This window comes from Sphingobium agrisoli (assembly GCF_041877245.1).
GTDB lineage: Bacteria > Pseudomonadota > Alphaproteobacteria > Sphingomonadales > Sphingomonadaceae > Sphingobium.
This window is the reverse complement of sequence record NZ_JBHDJI010000002.1, coordinates 393,976-411,210: the sequence shown is the minus strand read 5'-3', so window position 1 is coordinate 411,210 and position 17,235 is coordinate 393,976. Positions and strand designations below refer to the sequence as shown.

15 protein-coding genes are annotated in these 17,235 nt (G+C 66.2%); 9 read left to right on the top strand and 6 right to left on the bottom strand.

What is annotated here, in order from left to right; translation table 11 throughout:
* Nucleotides 1-822 carry an inositol monophosphatase family protein gene (locus tag ACETPF_RS06325; protein WP_373933489.1) on the bottom strand — a complete coding sequence of 274 codons (822 nt, stop codon included), beginning with the start codon at nucleotides 820-822 and terminating at the stop codon, nucleotides 1-3.
* A gap of 10 nt (nucleotides 823-832) precedes the next feature.
* Nucleotides 833-1,645, bottom strand: a complete 813-nt coding sequence (locus ACETPF_RS06320) for an aldolase/citrate lyase family protein (protein ID WP_373933488.1) — start codon at nucleotides 1,643-1,645, stop codon at nucleotides 833-835.
* 331 nt (nucleotides 1,646-1,976) lie between these two features.
* Between ACETPF_RS06320 and ACETPF_RS06315 the strand changes: the two genes are divergently transcribed.
* From ACETPF_RS06315 to ACETPF_RS06300, 4 genes are all read left to right on the top strand, one after another.
* Nucleotides 1,977-2,495 (top strand): M23 family metallopeptidase, encoded by a 519-nt coding sequence (locus tag ACETPF_RS06315; protein WP_373933487.1) that lies wholly within the window; start codon nucleotides 1,977-1,979, stop codon nucleotides 2,493-2,495.
* A 113-nt stretch (nucleotides 2,496-2,608) separates the two neighbouring features.
* Nucleotides 2,609-4,084, top strand: coding sequence for a glycerol-3-phosphate dehydrogenase (locus ACETPF_RS06310; RefSeq protein ID WP_373933534.1), 1,476 nt, complete (start codon nucleotides 2,609-2,611; stop codon nucleotides 4,082-4,084).
* Nucleotides 4,081-5,577, top strand: coding sequence for a glycerol kinase GlpK (gene glpK, locus ACETPF_RS06305; protein ID WP_373933486.1), 1,497 nt, complete (start codon nucleotides 4,081-4,083; stop codon nucleotides 5,575-5,577). Before ACETPF_RS06310 ends, glpK begins: the two co-directional genes overlap by 4 nt.
* Nucleotides 5,578-5,639: 62 nt before the next feature.
* On the top strand, nucleotides 5,640-6,425 hold the full coding sequence (locus ACETPF_RS06300; RefSeq protein ID WP_373933532.1) for an oxygenase MpaB family protein: 786 nt from the start codon (nucleotides 5,640-5,642) through the stop codon (nucleotides 6,423-6,425).
* Here ACETPF_RS06300 and ACETPF_RS06295 read toward each other — a convergent pair.
* Nucleotides 6,422-7,288, bottom strand: a complete 867-nt coding sequence (locus ACETPF_RS06295; protein WP_373933531.1) for a LysR family transcriptional regulator — start codon at nucleotides 7,286-7,288, stop codon at nucleotides 6,422-6,424. The two genes, ACETPF_RS06300 and ACETPF_RS06295, sit on opposite strands and share 4 nt — an antisense overlap.
* A gap of 83 nt (nucleotides 7,289-7,371) precedes the next feature.
* Here ACETPF_RS06295 and ACETPF_RS06290 point away from each other — a divergent pair, with 83 nt between their 5' ends.
* The 5 genes from ACETPF_RS06290 to ACETPF_RS06270 all read left to right on the top strand — a co-directional run bounded on the left by ACETPF_RS06290 (nucleotide 7,372) and on the right by ACETPF_RS06270 (nucleotide 13,365).
* Complete coding sequence (locus ACETPF_RS06290; protein WP_373933485.1) at nucleotides 7,372-8,520, top strand: isovaleryl-CoA dehydrogenase; 1,149 nt, start codon at nucleotides 7,372-7,374, stop codon at nucleotides 8,518-8,520.
* Entirely contained in the window at nucleotides 8,517-10,118 is a 1,602-nt protein-coding gene (locus ACETPF_RS06285) for a carboxyl transferase domain-containing protein (protein ID WP_373933484.1), read from the top strand. The genes ACETPF_RS06290 and ACETPF_RS06285 overlap by 4 nt, the downstream gene beginning before the upstream one ends.
* A gap of 5 nt (nucleotides 10,119-10,123) precedes the next feature.
* Nucleotides 10,124-11,971 carry an acetyl/propionyl/methylcrotonyl-CoA carboxylase subunit alpha gene (locus ACETPF_RS06280; RefSeq protein ID WP_373933483.1) on the top strand — a complete coding sequence of 616 codons (1,848 nt, stop codon included), beginning with the start codon at nucleotides 10,124-10,126 and terminating at the stop codon, nucleotides 11,969-11,971.
* Nucleotides 11,972-12,079: 108 nt separating this feature from the next.
* Nucleotides 12,080-12,532 carry a MaoC family dehydratase gene (locus ACETPF_RS06275; protein ID WP_373933480.1) on the top strand — a complete coding sequence of 151 codons (453 nt, stop codon included), beginning with the start codon at nucleotides 12,080-12,082 and terminating at the stop codon, nucleotides 12,530-12,532.
* Nucleotides 12,529-13,365, top strand: a complete 837-nt coding sequence (locus ACETPF_RS06270) for an HpcH/HpaI aldolase/citrate lyase family protein (RefSeq protein WP_373933479.1) — start codon at nucleotides 12,529-12,531, stop codon at nucleotides 13,363-13,365. Before ACETPF_RS06275 ends, ACETPF_RS06270 begins: the two co-directional genes overlap by 4 nt.
* On the opposite strand, the gene ACETPF_RS06265 is transcribed toward ACETPF_RS06270, so the two are convergent.
* The 3 genes from ACETPF_RS06265 to cysD all read right to left on the bottom strand — a co-directional run bounded on the left by ACETPF_RS06265 (nucleotide 13,362) and on the right by cysD (nucleotide 17,113).
* A complete protein-coding gene (locus tag ACETPF_RS06265) occupies nucleotides 13,362-14,117 on the bottom strand; it encodes a 3'(2'),5'-bisphosphate nucleotidase CysQ (protein WP_373933478.1) in 756 nt (251 codons plus the stop codon). The genes ACETPF_RS06270 and ACETPF_RS06265 overlap by 4 nt on opposite strands.
* A complete protein-coding gene (cysN, locus tag ACETPF_RS06260) occupies nucleotides 14,114-16,027 on the bottom strand; it encodes a sulfate adenylyltransferase subunit CysN (protein ID WP_373933477.1) in 1,914 nt (637 codons plus the stop codon). Before cysN ends, ACETPF_RS06265 begins: the two co-directional genes overlap by 4 nt.
* 135 nt (nucleotides 16,028-16,162) lie before the next feature.
* Nucleotides 16,163-17,113: a sulfate adenylyltransferase subunit CysD gene (gene cysD / locus ACETPF_RS06255; protein ID WP_373933530.1), complete on the bottom strand. Its 951-nt coding sequence runs from the start codon at nucleotides 17,111-17,113 to the stop codon at nucleotides 16,163-16,165.
* Nucleotides 17,114-17,235: the final 122 nt, after the last annotated feature.

Below are 17,235 nucleotides of genomic sequence, written 5' to 3'. Positions count from 1 at the left end.
TCAGTCCCGGCGCGAAACGGTTGGTAACAGCGAGAGCGGTAGCGCATTCCGCAGCCGGTCGTAAGCCTCCCGCGAATTGGCGAGCAATATGCCGGCGGATGACGAACCCACCCGATAGGGCGCGCCGTCCCAATGGGTGACGACGCCGCCAGCCTCGGTCAGGAACAGCACGCCGGGCGCATGATCCCAAGGGAGAATGCGCTGGAACAGCGCGACATCGTTGCGCCCCAGCACCAGCCGGGGATAGCTTTCCGCCGCGCAACGGGGAATGGGCTCCAGCGAGAAGGCGGTTTCCACCGCGGCATGCACGGCTGTGCGGCGTTCTGCATCCATGAACTGGGTGCCGAGCGACGCGACCGGCGAAGGTCGATCCTCCGAGCGCACGCGGACAGGCGCCCCGTCGAGCGTCGCGCCCTGGCCCCGCACTGCCGCGCACATCCGCCCGCTGAGCGGGGCGAGCATCCAGCTGGCGATCGGTATGCCATCCTCGACCAGCGCGATCATCATGCCGAACGGCTCGTGCCCCGCCGCGAAATTGGCGGTGCCATCGAGAGGATCGATCAGCCAGACGCGGCCCGATCCAATGCCCTCCAGTAGCGACGGGTCGGCCTCGCACGCTTCCTCGCCGATGATGCGAGCGTCCGCATCCAGTCGGGCGAGGCCATCGCGCAGGGCCGCCTCGGAATCATGGTCGGCGGAGGTGACGATTTCCCCCGCGCCCTTGTCGGCGATTTCATGGGCGGCGAGGGTGCGGAAGCGGGGAACTATGATATCGGCCGCCACGCTGTGCATCAGCGCGGCGACCTGCCGGTGCAGGGACATTGTTATCCTATCAGGCGGCGACCGATTTGATGGCGCCGCTGTTGGCCGTGGCGATCCGGTCACGCATCATCTTGATGCGGGCCTGGTCTTCGGCGCTGATCGCGCTGTAATAGGCCTGCTTGTTCTCCAGCCATGCCAGTTCGAACGCCATGGCGTTGGCGATGCCGTCCTCGAAATCGACAGACTCCGCCGCCGCGCCGTCGAAGATCACCTTGCGGGTCTCGAACCGGTCGAGCCGGACCTTGCGGAAGGCGCGAAGCGCCGGCGCGGCCTCGACCGCCACCGAACCGCCCACGACCAGTTCCAGATCGTTGCTGGCGCAGGCTTCGGCCACCTGGAGCACCGCCTGGGTGATCTCCGGCGTATTGATCGCGCCGCGTGCCAAACCGCGCGACAGGGTGAAGTCGACCCGGCCGAAGACGATGCCGTCCAGCCGCTTCTTGGCGGTCGGCAACATGTCATTCAGGAAGCCGAGCGTCGTTTCGGTTTCCAGATTGAACAGGAAACGCGTGTCGGTCGGCGCATCGCCATAGACCTTGTCGCGCGCATCGGCGAACTTGGACAGGGCGTAGGGCGTTTCGACCATAGGGGCGATGATATAGTCGATGCCGTAGAGCTTCGACGCGAGCAGGTCCGAAATCGCTTCGCAGCCGCCGATCTTGAGCGCGACTTTGAGGTCGGCGCGTCGTGCCAGATCCAGCAGGCGCAGCAGTTCGTCGGGTCGCGTGCCTTCGGCTTCGAATTCCGCCTTTACCGCCACAACTCCATAATGGTCGCGCCCTTTCTTGAGCATCTCCAGCATACGCTTTTCTGTCAAATTCATGTCAGTCCCCTAGTCGTCGTCCGCTATACTGTTCATTGTTGGCAGAGCATGTCATATGAGACCCAGACGATGCCCGCCAGTCCAATCCGTCCAGCCCATCATAAATTTTATTGCTTTATAAACATGTTACGCAGCTGCATCGACAATAACGCTATGATTGTAAAAGATTTTTCTATGACGCGCCTTATAAATGTGCATCATGGGTGTATTTGAAACAGCATTGGCCGAGTCGTGCCATCGTCCGGCTATGCGCCTCCATCTCATGCTTTTCGCCACTATTGCCCTTGTGGCACATGCCGATTGGTCGCACGCTCGGACGTTGCTTCCGCCAGTGAATTCCGGCTTCGGCGCACGGCACGATCCCTTCGACGGCAGGGCGCGGCGGCACAGCGGGGTCGATTTCGCCGCCCGTTTCGGCGCGCCGGTCTTTGCCGCCGCCGCTGGGCGCGTGATTTTCGCGGGTCATCGTGGCGGTTATGGCCTCGCGATCGACATCATGCATCCCGACGGCACCAGCACCCGATACGGCCATCTCTCCGCGCTTGCTGTGCGCGCGGGCGACGTGGTGCCGGCCGCCACGCTGATCGGCCGTGTGGGATCGAGCGGTCGATCGACCGGGCCGCATTTGCATTTTGAATATCGCATCGCCGGCGCTGCGGTCGATCCACTACCCTATTTCACGCGCCAGTTGGCGCCGACGCCAGAGGGGCGCCCGGCCCTCGCTCCGTCAGCGCGCACTGCGCCTGCGGTGCATCGCTCCGCCTTTTCGATCGCGCAATGCCAGATGGCGCGCTCCGACCCCGCCGCACCGGGCGCAGCCGCCGACCGGATCAAATGGTGCGCCGACTGACCGCCTGCGCCGTTCGCGCATAATGGCTTGCGCGTCCCGCCATTAGGCGGATGATGGACGAACGGCCCTCGTTCGGAGGTTTGAAGGTGCAGGCGAGCGGCGCCGAAGGAGAGATGTTCGACCTTCTGGTCGTAGGCGCTGGCATAAACGGCGCAGGCGTCGCGCGCGATGCGGCCGGACGAGGCGCGCGCGTGCTGGTGCTGGAGGCGGGCGACCTTGCCGGCGGCACCTCCTCCGCCTCGACCAAGCTCATCCATGGCGGTCTGCGTTACCTGGAGCATCGCGAATTCGCGCTTGTGCGGGAATCTCTTGCCGAACGCGAGCGGCTCTGGGCGATCGCCCCGCATCTGGTGCGCCCGATGCGTTTCGTCCTGCCGCACCGGCCTGGGCTTCGGCCGCGCTGGCTGCTGCGCCTCGGGTTATTCCTCTACGATCATATCGGCGGCCGCCGGCGGCTGCCGCCTACGCAATCGCTCGACTTGCGAAGCCATCCGGCTGGCAAGCCGCTCAAGCCCGACTTCACCGCCGGCTTCGCCTATTCCGACTGCTGGGTCGATGACGCGCGACTGGTGGTGCTTAACCTGCGCGACGCCGCCAAACACGGCGCGCAGGTGATGCCGGCCACGCCCGTCGTGGCGCTAGCTCGCGAAGGCGATCATTGGCGCGTGACGGTCAAGGGCGGCGACACGTTTCGGGCCCGGGCCGTTGTGAACGCCGCCGGCCCGGCCGTGCTCGACCTGCTTGCCCGCGCCGGTGCGCCTTCGTTGGCGCAGATGCGGCTGGTGCGCGGATCGCATATCGTCGTCCCAGCTCTGTTCGACCATGGCTTCGCCTATTTCTTCCAGCTTCCCGACGGCCGCATTTTCTTCGCCATTCCCTATGAGCATGACTTCACCCTGATCGGCACCACCGATGTCGATCACGAGGGATCGCTGCGCGATGTCCAGCCCGACGCGGCTGAAATCGCCTATCTGTGCGAGGGCGCAAACGGCTATTTCCGGCGACAGATCGGCCCGCGGGACGTGGTCTGGCGCTTCGCTGGCGTCCGTCCGCTGATCGACGACGGGTCGGGCCGTCCCGAAGCGGCGACGCGCGGCTACCGGCTCGATCTGTCGAATGAAGCCGAAGGCGCGCCGCTGCTCAGCATCTTCGGGGGCAAGCTCACCACCTACCGCCATCTCGCCGCGTCGGCGATGGCGATGCTGGCAGAGCGTATCCCGCTGCTCTCCGGCCCCGACTGGACCGCCACAGCCCCGCTGCCCGGCGGCGATTTTCCGATCGACGGCGCGGCGGACCTCACCGTCCGGCTGAAGAGCGACTATCCTTTTCTGAAGCCACGCTGGGCGCAGCGTATCCTTGCGGCCTACGGGACCATAGCCTGGACCATCCTGGAAGATGCCCAGGCGCTCGCAGACTGCGGCCGCCATTTCGGCCATGGCCTGACCGAACGGGAGGTCGCCTATCTCCTTACCCGCGAATGGGCGCGCACCGCTGACGATATCCTCTGGCGTCGCACCAAGCTCGGCCTGTATTTCAGCGAAGCCGAGCGCGCCGCGCTCGAACGGCGTCTGGAGGAGAGGGAGCGATGAAGGCGATCCTGGCGATCGATCAGGGCACGACCTCCACCCGCGCGCTGATCGTGGACGAAGCCGCGCAGGTCCGCGTGACCTCACAGGTCGAACTGCCGCAATATTATCCGCAATCCGGCTGGGTCGAACATGATGCCGAAATCATCTGGCGCGACACGCTCGCCACGGCGCGCGGGGCGATCGACCGGGCGAAGGCGCTCGGCCTAGATGTCGCGGCGATCGGCATCACCAACCAGCGCGAGACGTTCCTGCTCTGGGATCGCGAAACGGGCACGCCGCTCCACCGAGCGATTGTCTGGCAGGACCGGCGCGGTGCGGATTTGTGCCGCGCGATGGCGGCAGACGGGCTGGAACCGGAGATCAGCGAGCGCACCGGGCTGCTGCTCGATTCCTATTTCTCGGCAACCAAGCTCGCCTGGCTGCTCGACGCCGTGCCGGATGCGCGGGCACTGGCGGGGCAGGGGCGTATCGCCTTCGGCACGATCGACAGCTTCCTGCTGTGGCGGCTGACGGGCGGAGCGGTCCATGCCACCGATCCCACCAACGCTTCGCGAACCCTGCTGTTCGACATCCGTGCCATGGCATGGTGTCCCGACCTCTGCCGCATGTTCGGCGTGCCCATGCAAATCCTGCCCGAAGTCCGCCCCAACGACGCCTTCTTCGGGACCAGCGACCCCTCCTTGTTGGGCCGCGCGCTGCCGATCACCGGCATGGCGGGCGATCAGCAGGCCGCGCTCATCGGCCAGCGCTGTCTGCGGGCCGGCGACGCAAAGATCACCTATGGCACCGGCGGTTTCGCACTCATGAATACGGGCGAGACGATCTGCCGTTCCGCCCACCGCCTGCTCGCCACCGTCGGCTTCCAGGCGGAGGGCCGCACCTGCTACGCGCTCGAAGGCGCGATCTTCGTCGCGGGCGCGGCCATTCAATGGCTGCGCGACAGCCTCGGTGTTGTCGCCCATGCCGGCGACAGCGAAGCGATCGCCCGATCGCTGACTGACAATGGCGGCGTCTATTTCGTCCCCGCCTTTGTCGGCTTGGGCTCACCGCACTGGGACGCCGACGCGCGCGGGCTCATCACGGGCCTCAGCCTCGGTGCCACGTCCGCCCATCTCGTCCGCGCCGCGCTGGAGGCGGTCGCCTATCAAAGCCGTGAACTGGTCGACACGATGGCGCGCGATAGCGGATTGGCGGCGTCGATGATGCGCGTCGATGGCGGCATGACGGCCAATGGCTGGCTCTGCCAGTTCCTCGCGGACATGCTGGGCCTTCCGGTGCACCGCCCCGCCGGCATCGAAACGACGGCGCTGGGCGCGGCCTTCCTTGCAGGCGTGGGCGCGGGCCTCTGGTCCGGATTGGACGCCATTCCCACCGATGGGAAGGACGAGGCCCGCTTCGCCCCCTCCATGGGCGAAGCCGAACGCACGCGCCTGTTCGGCCAGTGGGCCGACGCGGTCGACCGCGCCCGATCAACGAGCCGAGTTGCGAAGTGAAGGAGCGGCCTCCGTCCCCCACCGAACGCTTGCGCCAGCGGCTGGTCCGCCAGGTGCAGGACATGTTCAACGACCGTGCGCGCGGCGAGCGCCCGGTGGTGCGCTCCGACAACGCCCTCTACCCGCGCGATTCGGTGATCTGGCGCGTCCATGGCGATGTCACCACGATGATGATCGGCGGGGTCACTGCCTTGCTGCTCCAGATGCTCCATCCGGCCGCGCTGGCGGGCGTATGGGATCATAGCGAGTTTCGCGACGATATGCTGGGCCGCCTGCGCCGCACCGCTCGCTTCATTGCGGTCACGACCTTCGGCGATCGGGCCGACGCGCAGGCCGCCATCGATCGCGTGCGCGACGTGCACACCCATGTGCGCGGCACGCTCCCCGATGGCGCGCCTTACGCCGCCAGCGACCCGCGCCTGCTCGCCTGGGTCCATGTCTGCGAGGTGATCGGCTTCCTTGACGCCTGGATCGCCTTCGCCGAACCGGGCATGAGCCGCGCCGATCAGGACGCCTATATCGAACAGGCGGGGCATGTCGCCCGCGCGCTCGGAGCCGATCCGGTGCCAAGGACGCGGCCCGAGGCGGACGCGCTTGTCGCCGCCTTCCTCCCCGACCTCAGCGTGAACGACCGTACCCGCGACGTTGCCCGCCGCATCCTCTCGCAGCCCGCACCCACGCCCGCGATGAAGCCGGCGCTGGCGATCGTGATGCAGGCGGCTGTCGACATATTGCCGCTCTGGGCCAAACGGATGCACGGCTTTCCCGCGCGCCCGATCGCGGCGCCGCTGACCCGCGCCGGCGGCTTCGCCATGGCGGGGCTGCTTCGCTGGGCGTTCCGAAGTTAGCGCAACGCCATCTCCACGGCGCGCAGCAGCGGCGCGTCCGCCATCGCCGCACCGCCATCCCGTCCAAACAGAAAGCCGATCGATCGGCGCAGGGTGAAGCCCGCCAGCCGGGGTCGCGCCACCCCATCATGGGCATAGCTGTCCGGCATCACCGTGAGGCCCAGTCCTGCTGCGACCATCTGCAACACCCGCTCGTCGTTGGTGGCGCGCAACGCGAAGGGCGGGCGTACGCCCCGGTCGGTGAAATGCCGGCTGGTGGCAGCAAGTGCCTCGCAATGGCGGCGCACGATCATCGTCTCGCCGGCTATCTCCTCCGCCGCGATGTCTTCGCGCCCGGCAAGAGGGTGCGCCGCGGTGATGGCGATGGCATAGCCTTCGGTCAGGATCGTCCGTTCCGCAAAGCGAGCGCCGCCTCGCTCGGTCAGCGACAGAGCGACATCGATCCGCCCCCGATCGAGCCGGCTCAGCAATTCGCGTTCGGACCCATAGGCTATTTCGATGCCCCTGCGCGCCTCCACCGGCAGCGCGGCGACGGCGCTGGCGATCGCCGCGCCGGCTATGCTGTGCAGTACACCCAGCCGACATCCCGTGCCCCGATCACCCGTTTCCTGCGCGACCGCCCGCTGCGCCGCATTGAACTCCACCTCGATCCGCCGCGCATGGCCCAGCAGCCGCGTGCCCGCCTTGGTCAACTGCATCCGCTGGTGCGCGCGGTCGAAGAGCCGCGCGCCAAGCAAGCTTTCGAGCTTGCGGATTCCGACCGACAGAGTCGGCTGTGCGATGTTGCACGCCGCCGCGGCGCGGGAAAAGCTGCCCTGATCCACCACGGCCAGGAAGTAGCGAAGAAGATAGCGCTCCATTATAGATGCTATCTATAGCGGGGCACAGAAAAGTTTCAATTTGGGAAAGCGCGGCGCGGGGTTACAAAGCGATCGAGGAGAGAGGCATGAGTGATTTCGACTTCGCGCTCGGCGAAACGGCCGACATGATCCGGGAAAGCACCGCGCGCTTCGCCGCCGACCGGATCGCCCCGCTGGCCGCCGAGATCGACGCGAAGGACTGGTTCCCGCGCGAGGAGCTCTGGCCCGCCATGGGCGAACTCGGGCTGCACGGCATCACGGTGGACGAGCAATGGGGCGGTCTGGGTCTTGGCTATCTCGAGCATGTCGTGGCGCAGGAGGAAGTCGCCCGCGCCTCCGCTTCGATCGGTCTCTCCTACGGCGCGCACTCAAACCTCTGCGTCAACCAGATCCGCCGCTGGGGCAATGAGGCGCAGAAGGCGAAATATCTGCCCAAGCTGATTTCGGGCGAGCATGTCGGCAGCCTCGCCATGTCGGAGGCGGGCGCGGGATCGGACGTCATCTCGATGAAGCTGCGCGCGGAGAAGCGCGGCGACCGCTATGTGCTGAACGGCACAAAGTTCTGGATCACCAACGCGCCTTATGCCGACACGCTCGTCGTCTACGCCAAGACCGGCGAGGGGTCGAAGGGCGTCACCACCTTCCTTATCGAAAAGGGCATGAAGGGTTTTTCGATCGGGCAGAAGATCGACAAGGTCGGGATGCGCGGTTCGCCGACCGCCGAACTGGTCTTCGACGATTGCGAAGTGCCGGAGGAGAATGTCATGGGGCCGCTCAATGGCGGCGCCGGGGTTCTGATGAGCGGCCTCGACTATGAGCGCACCGTCCTGGCTGGCATCCAGCTCGGCATCATGCAGGCCTGCCTCGACACGGTGCTGCCCTATGTCCGCGAACGCCATCAGTTCGGCAAGCCGATCGGCGCGTTCCAGCTGATGCAGGCCAAGGTCGCCGACATGTATGTCGCACTGAACTCCGCGCGCGCCTATGTCTATGCGGTGGCGAAGGCGTGCGACGCAGGCCGCACGACCCGCTTCGACGCGGCGGGCGCGATCCTGCTGGCGAGCGAGAATGCGATGAAGGTCGCGCTTGAAGCGGTGCAGGCGCTGGGCGGCGCGGGCTATACCAAGGACTGGCCGGTGGAGCGCTACATGCGCGACGCAAAGCTGCTCGACATCGGCGCGGGCACCAACGAGATCCGCCGGATGCTGATCGGCCGGGAACTGATCGGAGCATGAGCGCGCCTGTCCTCGACACCAAATTATCGCCCGACAGCGAAAGCTTCCGCGCCAATGCCGCGCATAACCGTGCGCTGGCCCAAGACCTCCGTGCGAAGGTCGCCGCCGCCGCGCGGGGCGGATCGGACAACGCGCGGAACAAGCATGTCGCGCGCGGCAAGCTGCTTCCCCGCGATCGGGTGGAACGGCTGCTCGATCCGGGCAGCCCCTTTCTGGAAGTCGGCCAGCTCGCCGCCAACGGCCTCTATGGCGACGAAGTCCCCGGCGCCGGCATCGTCGCTGGCATCGGCCGCGTTTCCGGGCGGCAGGTGATGATTGCCTGCAACGACGCCACGGTGAAGGGCGGCACCTACTTCCCGATGACGGTGAAGAAGCATCTGCGCGCGCAGGAGATCGCGCTCGAAAACCGGCTGCCCTGCGTCTATCTGGTCGACAGCGGCGGCGCGAACCTCCCCAACCAGGCGGAAGTGTTCCCCGATCGCGACCATTTCGGCCGCATCTTCTTCAACCAGGCGCAGATGTCGGCGCGCGGCATCCCCCAGATCGCCTGCGTCATGGGAAGCTGCACCGCCGGCGGCGCCTATGTTCCCGCCATGTGCGACGAAAGCGTCATCGTCCGCAATCAGGGCACCATCTTCCTCGCCGGCCCGCCGCTGGTCCAGGCCGCGACAGGCGAGGTTATCAGCGCGGAGGAACTGGGCGGCGGCGACCTCCATGGCCGCAAGTCCGGCGTGGTGGATCATGTCGCCGAGAATGACGATCACGCCCTCACCATCGTCCGCGACATCGTCTCGACGCTTCAGCGCGACGCCACGCCCGACGTGAACCTCCGCGATCCGCGCGCGCCGCTCTATGATGCGAACGATCTCTACGGCATCGTCCCGCAGGATGTGCGCGCGCCCTATGATGTGCGCGAGGTGATTGCCCGCATCGTCGACGGCAGCGAGTTCCACGAGTTCAAATCGCTCTATGGCACCACGCTCGTCTGCGGCTTCGCCCATATCTGGGGGATGCCGGTGGCGATCCTCGCCAACAATGGCGTCCTCTTCAGCGAAAGCGCGGTCAAGGGCGCGCATTTCATCGAACTCGCCTGCCAGCGGCGCGTGCCCTTGCTGTTCCTCCAGAATATCTCCGGCTTCATGGTGGGCGGCAAATATGAGGCGGAGGGCATCGCCAAGAATGGCGCGAAGCTCGTCACCGCCGTCGCGACAACTCAGGTGCCCAAGATCACGGTCCTGATCGGCGGCAGCTTCGGCGCGGGCAATTATGGCATGTGCGGCCGCGCCTATGGCCCGCGCTTCCTCTTCAGCTGGCCCAACAGCCGCATTTCTGTGATGGGCGGCGAACAGGCGGCGAGCGTGCTGGCGACCGTCAACCGCGACGCCGCCAACTGGACGCCCGAGCAGGCCGAAGCCTTCAAGGCGCCGATCCGCCAGCGCTTCGAGGAGGAAGGCAGCCCCTATTATGCCACCGCGCGCCTGTGGGACGACGGCGTCATCGACCCGGTGCAGACGCGCGACGTGCTGGGGCTGGCCTTCGCCGCCACGCTGAACGCGCCGATCGAACAGCGCGCGCAATTCGGCGTGTTCAGGATGTAATGCCCATGATCGCCTCCCTCCTCATCGCCAATCGGGGCGAAATCGCCTGCCGCATCATCCGCACCGCGCGCGCGATGGGTGTCCGCACCGTAGCCGTCTATTCGGACGCCGACGCGCAGGCACTCCACGTCCGCTCCGCCGATGAAGCCGTGCATATCGGGCCCTCCCCCGCGCGCGAAAGCTATCTCGTCGGCCAAAAAATCATCGCCGCCGCGAAAGCCACCGGCGCGCAGGCGATCCACCCGGGCTACGGATTTCTCTCCGAAAACGCCGATTTCGCGCAGGCGGTGACCGACGCTGGCCTCATATGGGTCGGCCCGCGTCCCGACAGCATCCGCGCCATGGGCCTCAAGGACGCCGCTAAGAAACTGATGCAGGACGCGGGCGTCCCCACCACGCCCGGTTATCTGGGCGAAGACCAGAGCGAGGCACGCCTGAAAGCGGAAGCCGACGCGATCGGTTACCCCATCCTCATCAAGGCGGTCGCGGGCGGCGGCGGCAAGGGGATGCGGAAGGTCGATGCGGCGGCCGACTTTGCCGAAGCCCTCGCCTCCTGCCGGCGCGAGGCGGCGTCGAGCTTCGGCAACGACGCCGTGCTGCTGGAAAAATGGATCACCAATCCGCGCCATATCGAGGTGCAGGTCTTCGGCGACACCCACGGCAACATCGTCCACCTGTTCGAGCGCGACTGTTCGCTCCAGCGCCGCCACCAGAAGGTGATCGAGGAAGCCCCAGCGCCCGGCATGGATGAGGCGACGCGCGCCGCCGTCTGCACCGCTGCGGTCAACGCGGCCAAGGCGGTCGACTATGTCGGCGCGGGCACGATCGAATTCATCGCCGACGGCAGCGAAGGGCTGCGCGCCGACCGCATCTGGTTCATGGAAATGAACACGCGGCTCCAGGTCGAGCATCCCGTGACCGAGGAGATTACCGGCGTCGACCTCGTCGAATGGCAAATCCGCGTCGCGTCGGGCGACCCCATCCCGAAGACGCAGGACCAACTGTCGATCAACGGTCATGCGATGGAAGCACGCCTCTACGCCGAAGATCCCGCCAAGGGTTTTCTGCCGAGCATCGGGCGACTCGACACCTTTGATCTGGAGAGCGACGCGCCGGGCCTGCGCATCGACACGGGCGTTGAGCAGGGGGCTGAGATTTCGCCCTTCTACGATCCGATGATCGCCAAGGTGATCGCCCATGGCGCAAACCGCGACGAAGCGCGGGAGCGGCTGGGGGCGGCGCTGGCGGGCAGCGCGGTCTGGCCGCTCAAGACCAATGCGGGCTTTCTGGTGAAGGCGCTGCGACACGCAGACTTCGCCGCCGCGCGGCTCGACACCGGGCTGATCGCGCGGGCGGGCGACGCGCTCATGCCACCCACCCGCCCCAGCGAGGAAGCGCTGGCGGACGGAGCGGCGGCGCTGACGCGGGGTGGCGGGCTGGCGGGTTTTCGCCTCAACGCACCCGTCCACACCGAAGCCATGTTCCTTCTCGACCGGGACGCGGTGAGCACCCGCTTCGATCCGCGCGAGGGGGCGGACGCACCGTCATCCGATGTGCTGATCGCGGAGGACGGGCAGGTCTGGCGGCTCGCCCCATGGCGCGCGGGGGGAAGCGGCGGAGCGGATGCCTCCGACGGCGCGATCCTCTCGCCCATGCCGGGGCGGGTCATCGCTGTCGCCGTCGCAGCGAGGGAGCAAGTGACCAAGGGCCAGAAGCTCCTCACCCTCGAAGCGATGAAGATGGAGCATAGCCTAGTCGCGCCCTTCGACGGTATGGTTGCAGAACTCAACGCGGCAGAAGGCGAGCAGGTCAGCGAAGGGGCGCTGCTCGCTAAGATCGAGAAGGCAGATTAGCACAACTTCGTCACCCCGGACTTGATCCGGGGTCCCGCCGTTCTTTGGTGGAGAAGAAAGCAGGATTCCGGGTCAAGCCCGGGATGACGGCAGGATCAGGAGGTCGTAGTGGCAGGCAGATATTTCGACCAATGGCAGATCGGCGACACGATCGCCCACGATATCCGCCGCACGGTGACGGAGACGGACAATCTCCTCTTCTCTTGCCTGACGCACAATCCCCAGCCGCTGCACCTCGACGCGGAAGCCGCGAAGGCGAGCGAGTTCGGCCAGATCCTCGTCAACGGCACCTTCACTTTCGCTCTGATGGTGGGCCTGTCGGTCGGCGACACGACGCTCGGCACGCTCGTCGCCAACCTCGGCTATGACAAGCTCGTCATGCCCAACCCGGTCTTCATTGGCGACACGCTCCGCTGCGAAACCGAAGTCACCGACCTCAAGCCCAGCAAGTCGCGCCCCAATGCCGGCATCGTCACCTTTACCCATCACCTGCTCAACCAGCGCGACCAGATCGTTTGCCAATGCCTGCGCATGGCGCTTCTCAAAAAGTCGGACGCATGAGCCTGCGCTCCCTCCTGTTTGTGCCCGCCGACCGGCCGGAGCGCTTCGCCAAGGCGGCGGCGAGTGGCGCGGACGCGCTGATCCTCGACCTGGAAGACAGCGTCGCGCCCGAACGAAAGGCGGACGGTCGCACGGCCATCGCCGAATGGCTGGCGCAGGACCGCACCGCGCCTGTCTTCGTGCGCGTCAATCCGCTCGACGGCGACCTTACCAGCGCTGATCTGGCGGCCGTCCTGCCCGGCCGGCCCGACGGTCTGCTGCTCCCCAAGGCTGAAGGCGCGGCGAGCATCCGCGCGCTCCTCGCCATCGCAGGCAAGGACGCGCCGTCGATCCTTCCCATCGCCACCGAAACCCCCGCCGCGATCTTCCAACTCGGCAGCTATGGCGAAGTCGCTCCCCATCTCGCCGGCCTCACCTGGGGCGCGGAGGATCTCCCCGCCGCCATTGGCGCTGCCACATCGCGCGAGGACGACGGCCGCTACACCCCGCCCTATGAGATGGTCCGCAGCCTCACCCTCTTCGCCGCCCATGCGGCTGGGGCACCTGCGATCGAAACCGTCTTCCCCCGCATCGACGAGACGCAAGCGCTCGCCGCCTATGTCGCCCGCGCGCGGCGCGACGGCTTCACCGGCATGATGGCGATCCACCCGAACCAAGTCGCGATCATCAACGCGGGCTTCACTCCCACCGACGCCGAGATCGCGCATGCCCGCGCCGTGGTCGATGCCTTCGCCGCCAACCCCGGCGCCGGGGCGCTCAGGCTCGACGGCCGGATGATCGACCGCCCGCACCTCATCCAGGCGCAGCGCATCCTCGCCAACGCGCGCAACTAGGCGGGCGGCAAGTCCTTGATCTGCTCCAGGATCATGCCCGCATCTTGCCTGCGACAGATGAGCAGGTCGGGGAGCGCAACGTCCGGCTGGTTGTAGCGGAGCGGGCTGCCGTCGATGCGCGAACAATGCAGGCCGTGCGCCAGCGCGACCGCGACCGGGGCCATCGAGTCCCACTCATATTGTCCGCCCGAATGGAGGTAGATGTCGGCCTGGCCCAGGATGATCGCCATCGCCTTGGCCCCGGCCGATCCCATCGGCACCAGTTCCGCGCCGATCCGCGCGGCGATCTCCACTGCCTCGCGTGCCGGGCGGGTACGGCTGACCACCATGCGGAACCGGTCGGGTGCGGACGGCACCGCGCGCGGCTGGTCGGAGCGCAGCACCAGCCCGCCTTCCGCGCCGGGCAGCGCCACCGCGCCAACCGCCGGCTCGCCCGCTATCGCAAGCCCCACATGCACCGCCCAGTCGGCGCGCGCTTCGCCATATTCGCGCGTCCCGTCGACCGGATCGACGATCCACACCCGCTCGTGCAACAATCTCGTGCCGTCGCACTTCATCTCTTCCGACAGCAACCCGTCATCGGGCCGAGCATGGCGCAGCGCATGGACTAGGAACTGGTTCGCGGTCTGGTCCCCCGCCAGTCCCAGCGCCTTGCCCGAAAATATCCCGCTCGCTCGCACCTCCAGCAGCAGCCGACCGGCGGTCTCGGCCAGATGCGCCGCCAGTTCTCCGTCGGTTAGGCCCGAACTCACAGGATCAGTCGCGCAACGATGGCGTCGGCCGCTTCTTCGGCGCTCATGGCCGTCGTGTCGATCCGCATTTCGGGATCGACCGGCGGCTCATAGGGGCTGTCGATGCCAGTGAAATTCTTGAGCTGCCCGGCCCGCGCTTTCTTGTAGAGGCCCTTCACGTCGCGCGCCTCCGCATCGGCCAGCGGCGTGTCGATATGCACCTCGATGAATTCGCCTGGCTGCATCATCTGCCGCACCATGTCGCGCTCCGACCGGAAGGGCGAGATGAAGGCGGTGATGACGATCAGGCCCGCATCGGTCATCAGCTTCGCCACCTCGCCCACGCGGCGGATATTCTCCACGCGGTCGGCATCGGTGAAGCCCAGATCCTTGTTCAGGCCATGGCGCACATTGTCGCCGTCCAGCAGGAAGGTGTGGCGGTTCATGCGGGCGAGCTTCTTCTCGACCAGATTGGCGATGGTCGATTTGCCCGCGCCCGAAAGCCCGGTGAACCACAGCACGGCGGGCTTCTGATTTTTGAGGCTGGCGTGATGATCGCGCGACACGTCGGTCGCCTGCCAGTGGACATTCTGCGCCCGCCGCAGGCTGAAATGCAGCATCCCCGCCGCCACGGTGGCATTACTGATCTTGTCGATCAGGATGAAGCCGCCCAGCGTCCGGTTGTCGGCATAGGCCTCGAAGGTGATCGGCTTGTCGGTCGTGACGGTGGCGACACCGATCGCGTTCAGCTCCAGCGTCCTGGCCGCCAGCTGGTCCATAGTGTTGACGTTGACCTGATATTTTGGCTGCTGCACCGTCGCGCTGACGGTCTGCGTGCCGATCTTCAGCCAATAGGGCCGGCCTGGCAGCATCGCCTCGTCCGCCATCCACACGATCGTCGCCTCGAACTGGTCGGCGACTTGCGGCGGGTTGTCGGCCAGAGCGATCACGTCGCCGCGCGAACAGTCGATCTCGTCGGCGAAGGTGAGCGTCACCGACTGGCCCGCCACCGCTTGCTCAAGGTCGCCGTCCAGCGTGACGATGCGCGTGACGGTCGAGGTCTTACCCGAAGGCAGCACCCGTACCGCGTCGCCCGGCCTGACCGATCCGGTCGCGATCAGGCCGGAAAAGCCCCGGAAATCCAGGTTCGGTCGATTGACCCACTGCACCGGCATGCGGAACGGCTTTCCCGCGTCCGCCGCGCTGTTCACCTCCACCGTTTCCAGATGCTCGATCAGCGTCGGCCCCTTGTACCAGGACGTATTTTCGCTCGGGCCGGTGATGTTGTCGCCCTTGAAGCCCGAAATCGGAATCGCGGTGAAGCGCGTGATGCCCAACTCGGTCGCGAAGGCGCGATAGGTCATGACGATGCGGTTGAAGACGCTCTGGTCGTATCCGACCAGGTCCATCTTATTCACTGCCAGCACGATGTTGCGGATGCCCAGCAGGTGGGCAAGATAGCTGTGCCGCCGCGTCTGCGTCAAAATGCCCTTGCGCGCATCGACCAGGATGACGGCCAGATCGGCGGTGGACGCCCCCGTCACCATGTTGCGCGTATATTGTTCGTGGCCGGGCGTGTCGGCGACGATGAACTTGCGCTTTTCGGTCGCGAAAAAGCGATAGGCGACGTCGATGGTGATGCCCTGCTCACGCTCGGCGGCGAGGCCGTCCACCAACAGGGCGAAGTCGATTTCCTGCCCCTGGGTGCCGACGCGCTTGCTGTCGGCCTCCAGCGCGGCCAACTGATCCTCGAAGATCATCTTGCTGTCGTAGAGCAACCGTCCGATCAGCGTCGACTTGCCGTCATCCACCGACCCGCAGGTGATGAAACGCAGCATCGTCTTGTGCTCATGCACCTTCAGATAGGCGTCGATGTCCTTCGCGATCAGCGCGTCGGTCTGGTAGATGGGGTCGGCGATGGTATCGGTCATATCGTCCGTTCCGTCATGCCAGCGAAGGCCGGCATCTCATTGTTCTTCGGGGAGAGGTTCGGCCGGGCGGCCTCAGACCCCGGCCTGCGCCGGGGTTGACGCTTCGTTACTCGGCTGCGCGGATGACGTGGCGCGTTAAAAATACCCTTCCTGCTTCTTCTTCTCCATGCCAGCCCCGCCCGCATCCTTGTCGATCACCCGGCCCTGCCGCTCGCTCGTCGTGGTGAGCAGCGTTTCCTGGATCACCTCCGGCAACGTCCGCGCACTGCTCTCGACCGCCCCGGTCAGCGGAAAACAGCCCAGCGTGCGAAACCGGATCGACCGGTTCACGACCTCCGGCCGCCGACCCAGCACCTTTTCCAGCCGCTCGACATCGTCGGCCATGAACAGCTGTCCTTCCCACTCATAGGTCGGCCGCTCCTGCGCGAAATAGAGCGGCACGATCGGCACGTCATTAAGGTGGATATATTGCCAGATGTCCAGCTCGGTCCAGTTGCTGATCGGGAACACCCGGATGCTCTCGCCCTTGTTCTTGCGGGCATTGTAGAGGCTCCACAACTCCGGCCGCTGGTTCTTGGGATCCCAGCCGTGCGACGTCGTACGGAAAGAAAAAATCCGCTCCTTGGCCCGGCTCTTTTCCTCGTCGCGCCGCGCGCCACCGAACGCCGCATCGAAGCCATAGAGGTCGAGCGCCTGCTTTAAGCCCTCCGTCTTCCACATGTCGGTATGGAGCGGGCCATGATCGAACGGATTGATCCCCCGCGCCTCGGCCTCCGGGTTCTGATACACCAGCAACTCCATCCCGCTCTCGGCCGCCATCCGGTCGCGCAGGTCGTACATCGCCCTGAACTTCCAGGTAGTATCGACGTGCAACAGCGGAAAGGGCGGCGGCGAGGGATAGAAAGCCTTACGCGCCAGATGCAGCATCACCGCGCTGTCCTTGCCGACCGAATACAGCATCACCGGCTTGTCGGCCTCGGCCACCACCTCGCGCAGGATATGGATGCTCTCGGCCTCCAGTCGCTGCAAATGGGTCAGCCGCTCGGGGTCCACCATGCTTACTCCGTCACTTCTCACCGCCTTCATCGGCTGGCGGCCTGCCCACGCCACATATGAAACTGGCCGCCAATCGCCACATATGATTGCTAGGCATGGGTGAGTTCCAACTTTCAGCCCGTTGGCGTCAGCCCGAGCGATATGCTAGCCGC

Excerpts from the sequence above, each read along its gene's own strand:
- ACETPF_RS06325 (WP_373933489.1), bottom strand. The coding sequence starts at position 822 with ATGTCCCTGCACCGGCAGGTCGCCGCGCTGATGCACAGCGTGGCGGCC.
- ACETPF_RS06320 (WP_373933488.1), bottom strand. The coding sequence starts at position 1,645 with ATGAATTTGACAGAAAAGCGTATGCTGGAGATGCTCAAGAAAGGGCGC.
- ACETPF_RS06310 (WP_373933534.1), top strand. The coding sequence starts at position 2,609 with ATGTTCGACCTTCTGGTCGTAGGCGCTGGCATAAACGGCGCAGGCGTC.
- glpK (WP_373933486.1), top strand. The coding sequence starts at position 4,081 with ATGAAGGCGATCCTGGCGATCGATCAGGGCACGACCTCCACCCGCGCG.
- ACETPF_RS06300 (WP_373933532.1), top strand. The coding sequence starts at position 5,640 with ATGTTCAACGACCGTGCGCGCGGCGAGCGCCCGGTGGTGCGCTCCGAC.
- ACETPF_RS06290 (WP_373933485.1), top strand. The coding sequence starts at position 7,372 with ATGAGTGATTTCGACTTCGCGCTCGGCGAAACGGCCGACATGATCCGG.
- ACETPF_RS06285 (WP_373933484.1), top strand. The coding sequence starts at position 8,517 with ATGAGCGCGCCTGTCCTCGACACCAAATTATCGCCCGACAGCGAAAGC.
- ACETPF_RS06280 (WP_373933483.1), top strand. The coding sequence starts at position 10,124 with ATGATCGCCTCCCTCCTCATCGCCAATCGGGGCGAAATCGCCTGCCGC.
- ACETPF_RS06270 (WP_373933479.1), top strand. The coding sequence starts at position 12,529 with ATGAGCCTGCGCTCCCTCCTGTTTGTGCCCGCCGACCGGCCGGAGCGC.
- cysN (WP_373933477.1), bottom strand. The coding sequence starts at position 16,027 with ATGACCGATACCATCGCCGACCCCATCTACCAGACCGACGCGCTGATC.
- cysD (WP_373933530.1), bottom strand. The coding sequence starts at position 17,113 with ATGAAGGCGGTGAGAAGTGACGGAGTAAGCATGGTGGACCCCGAGCGG.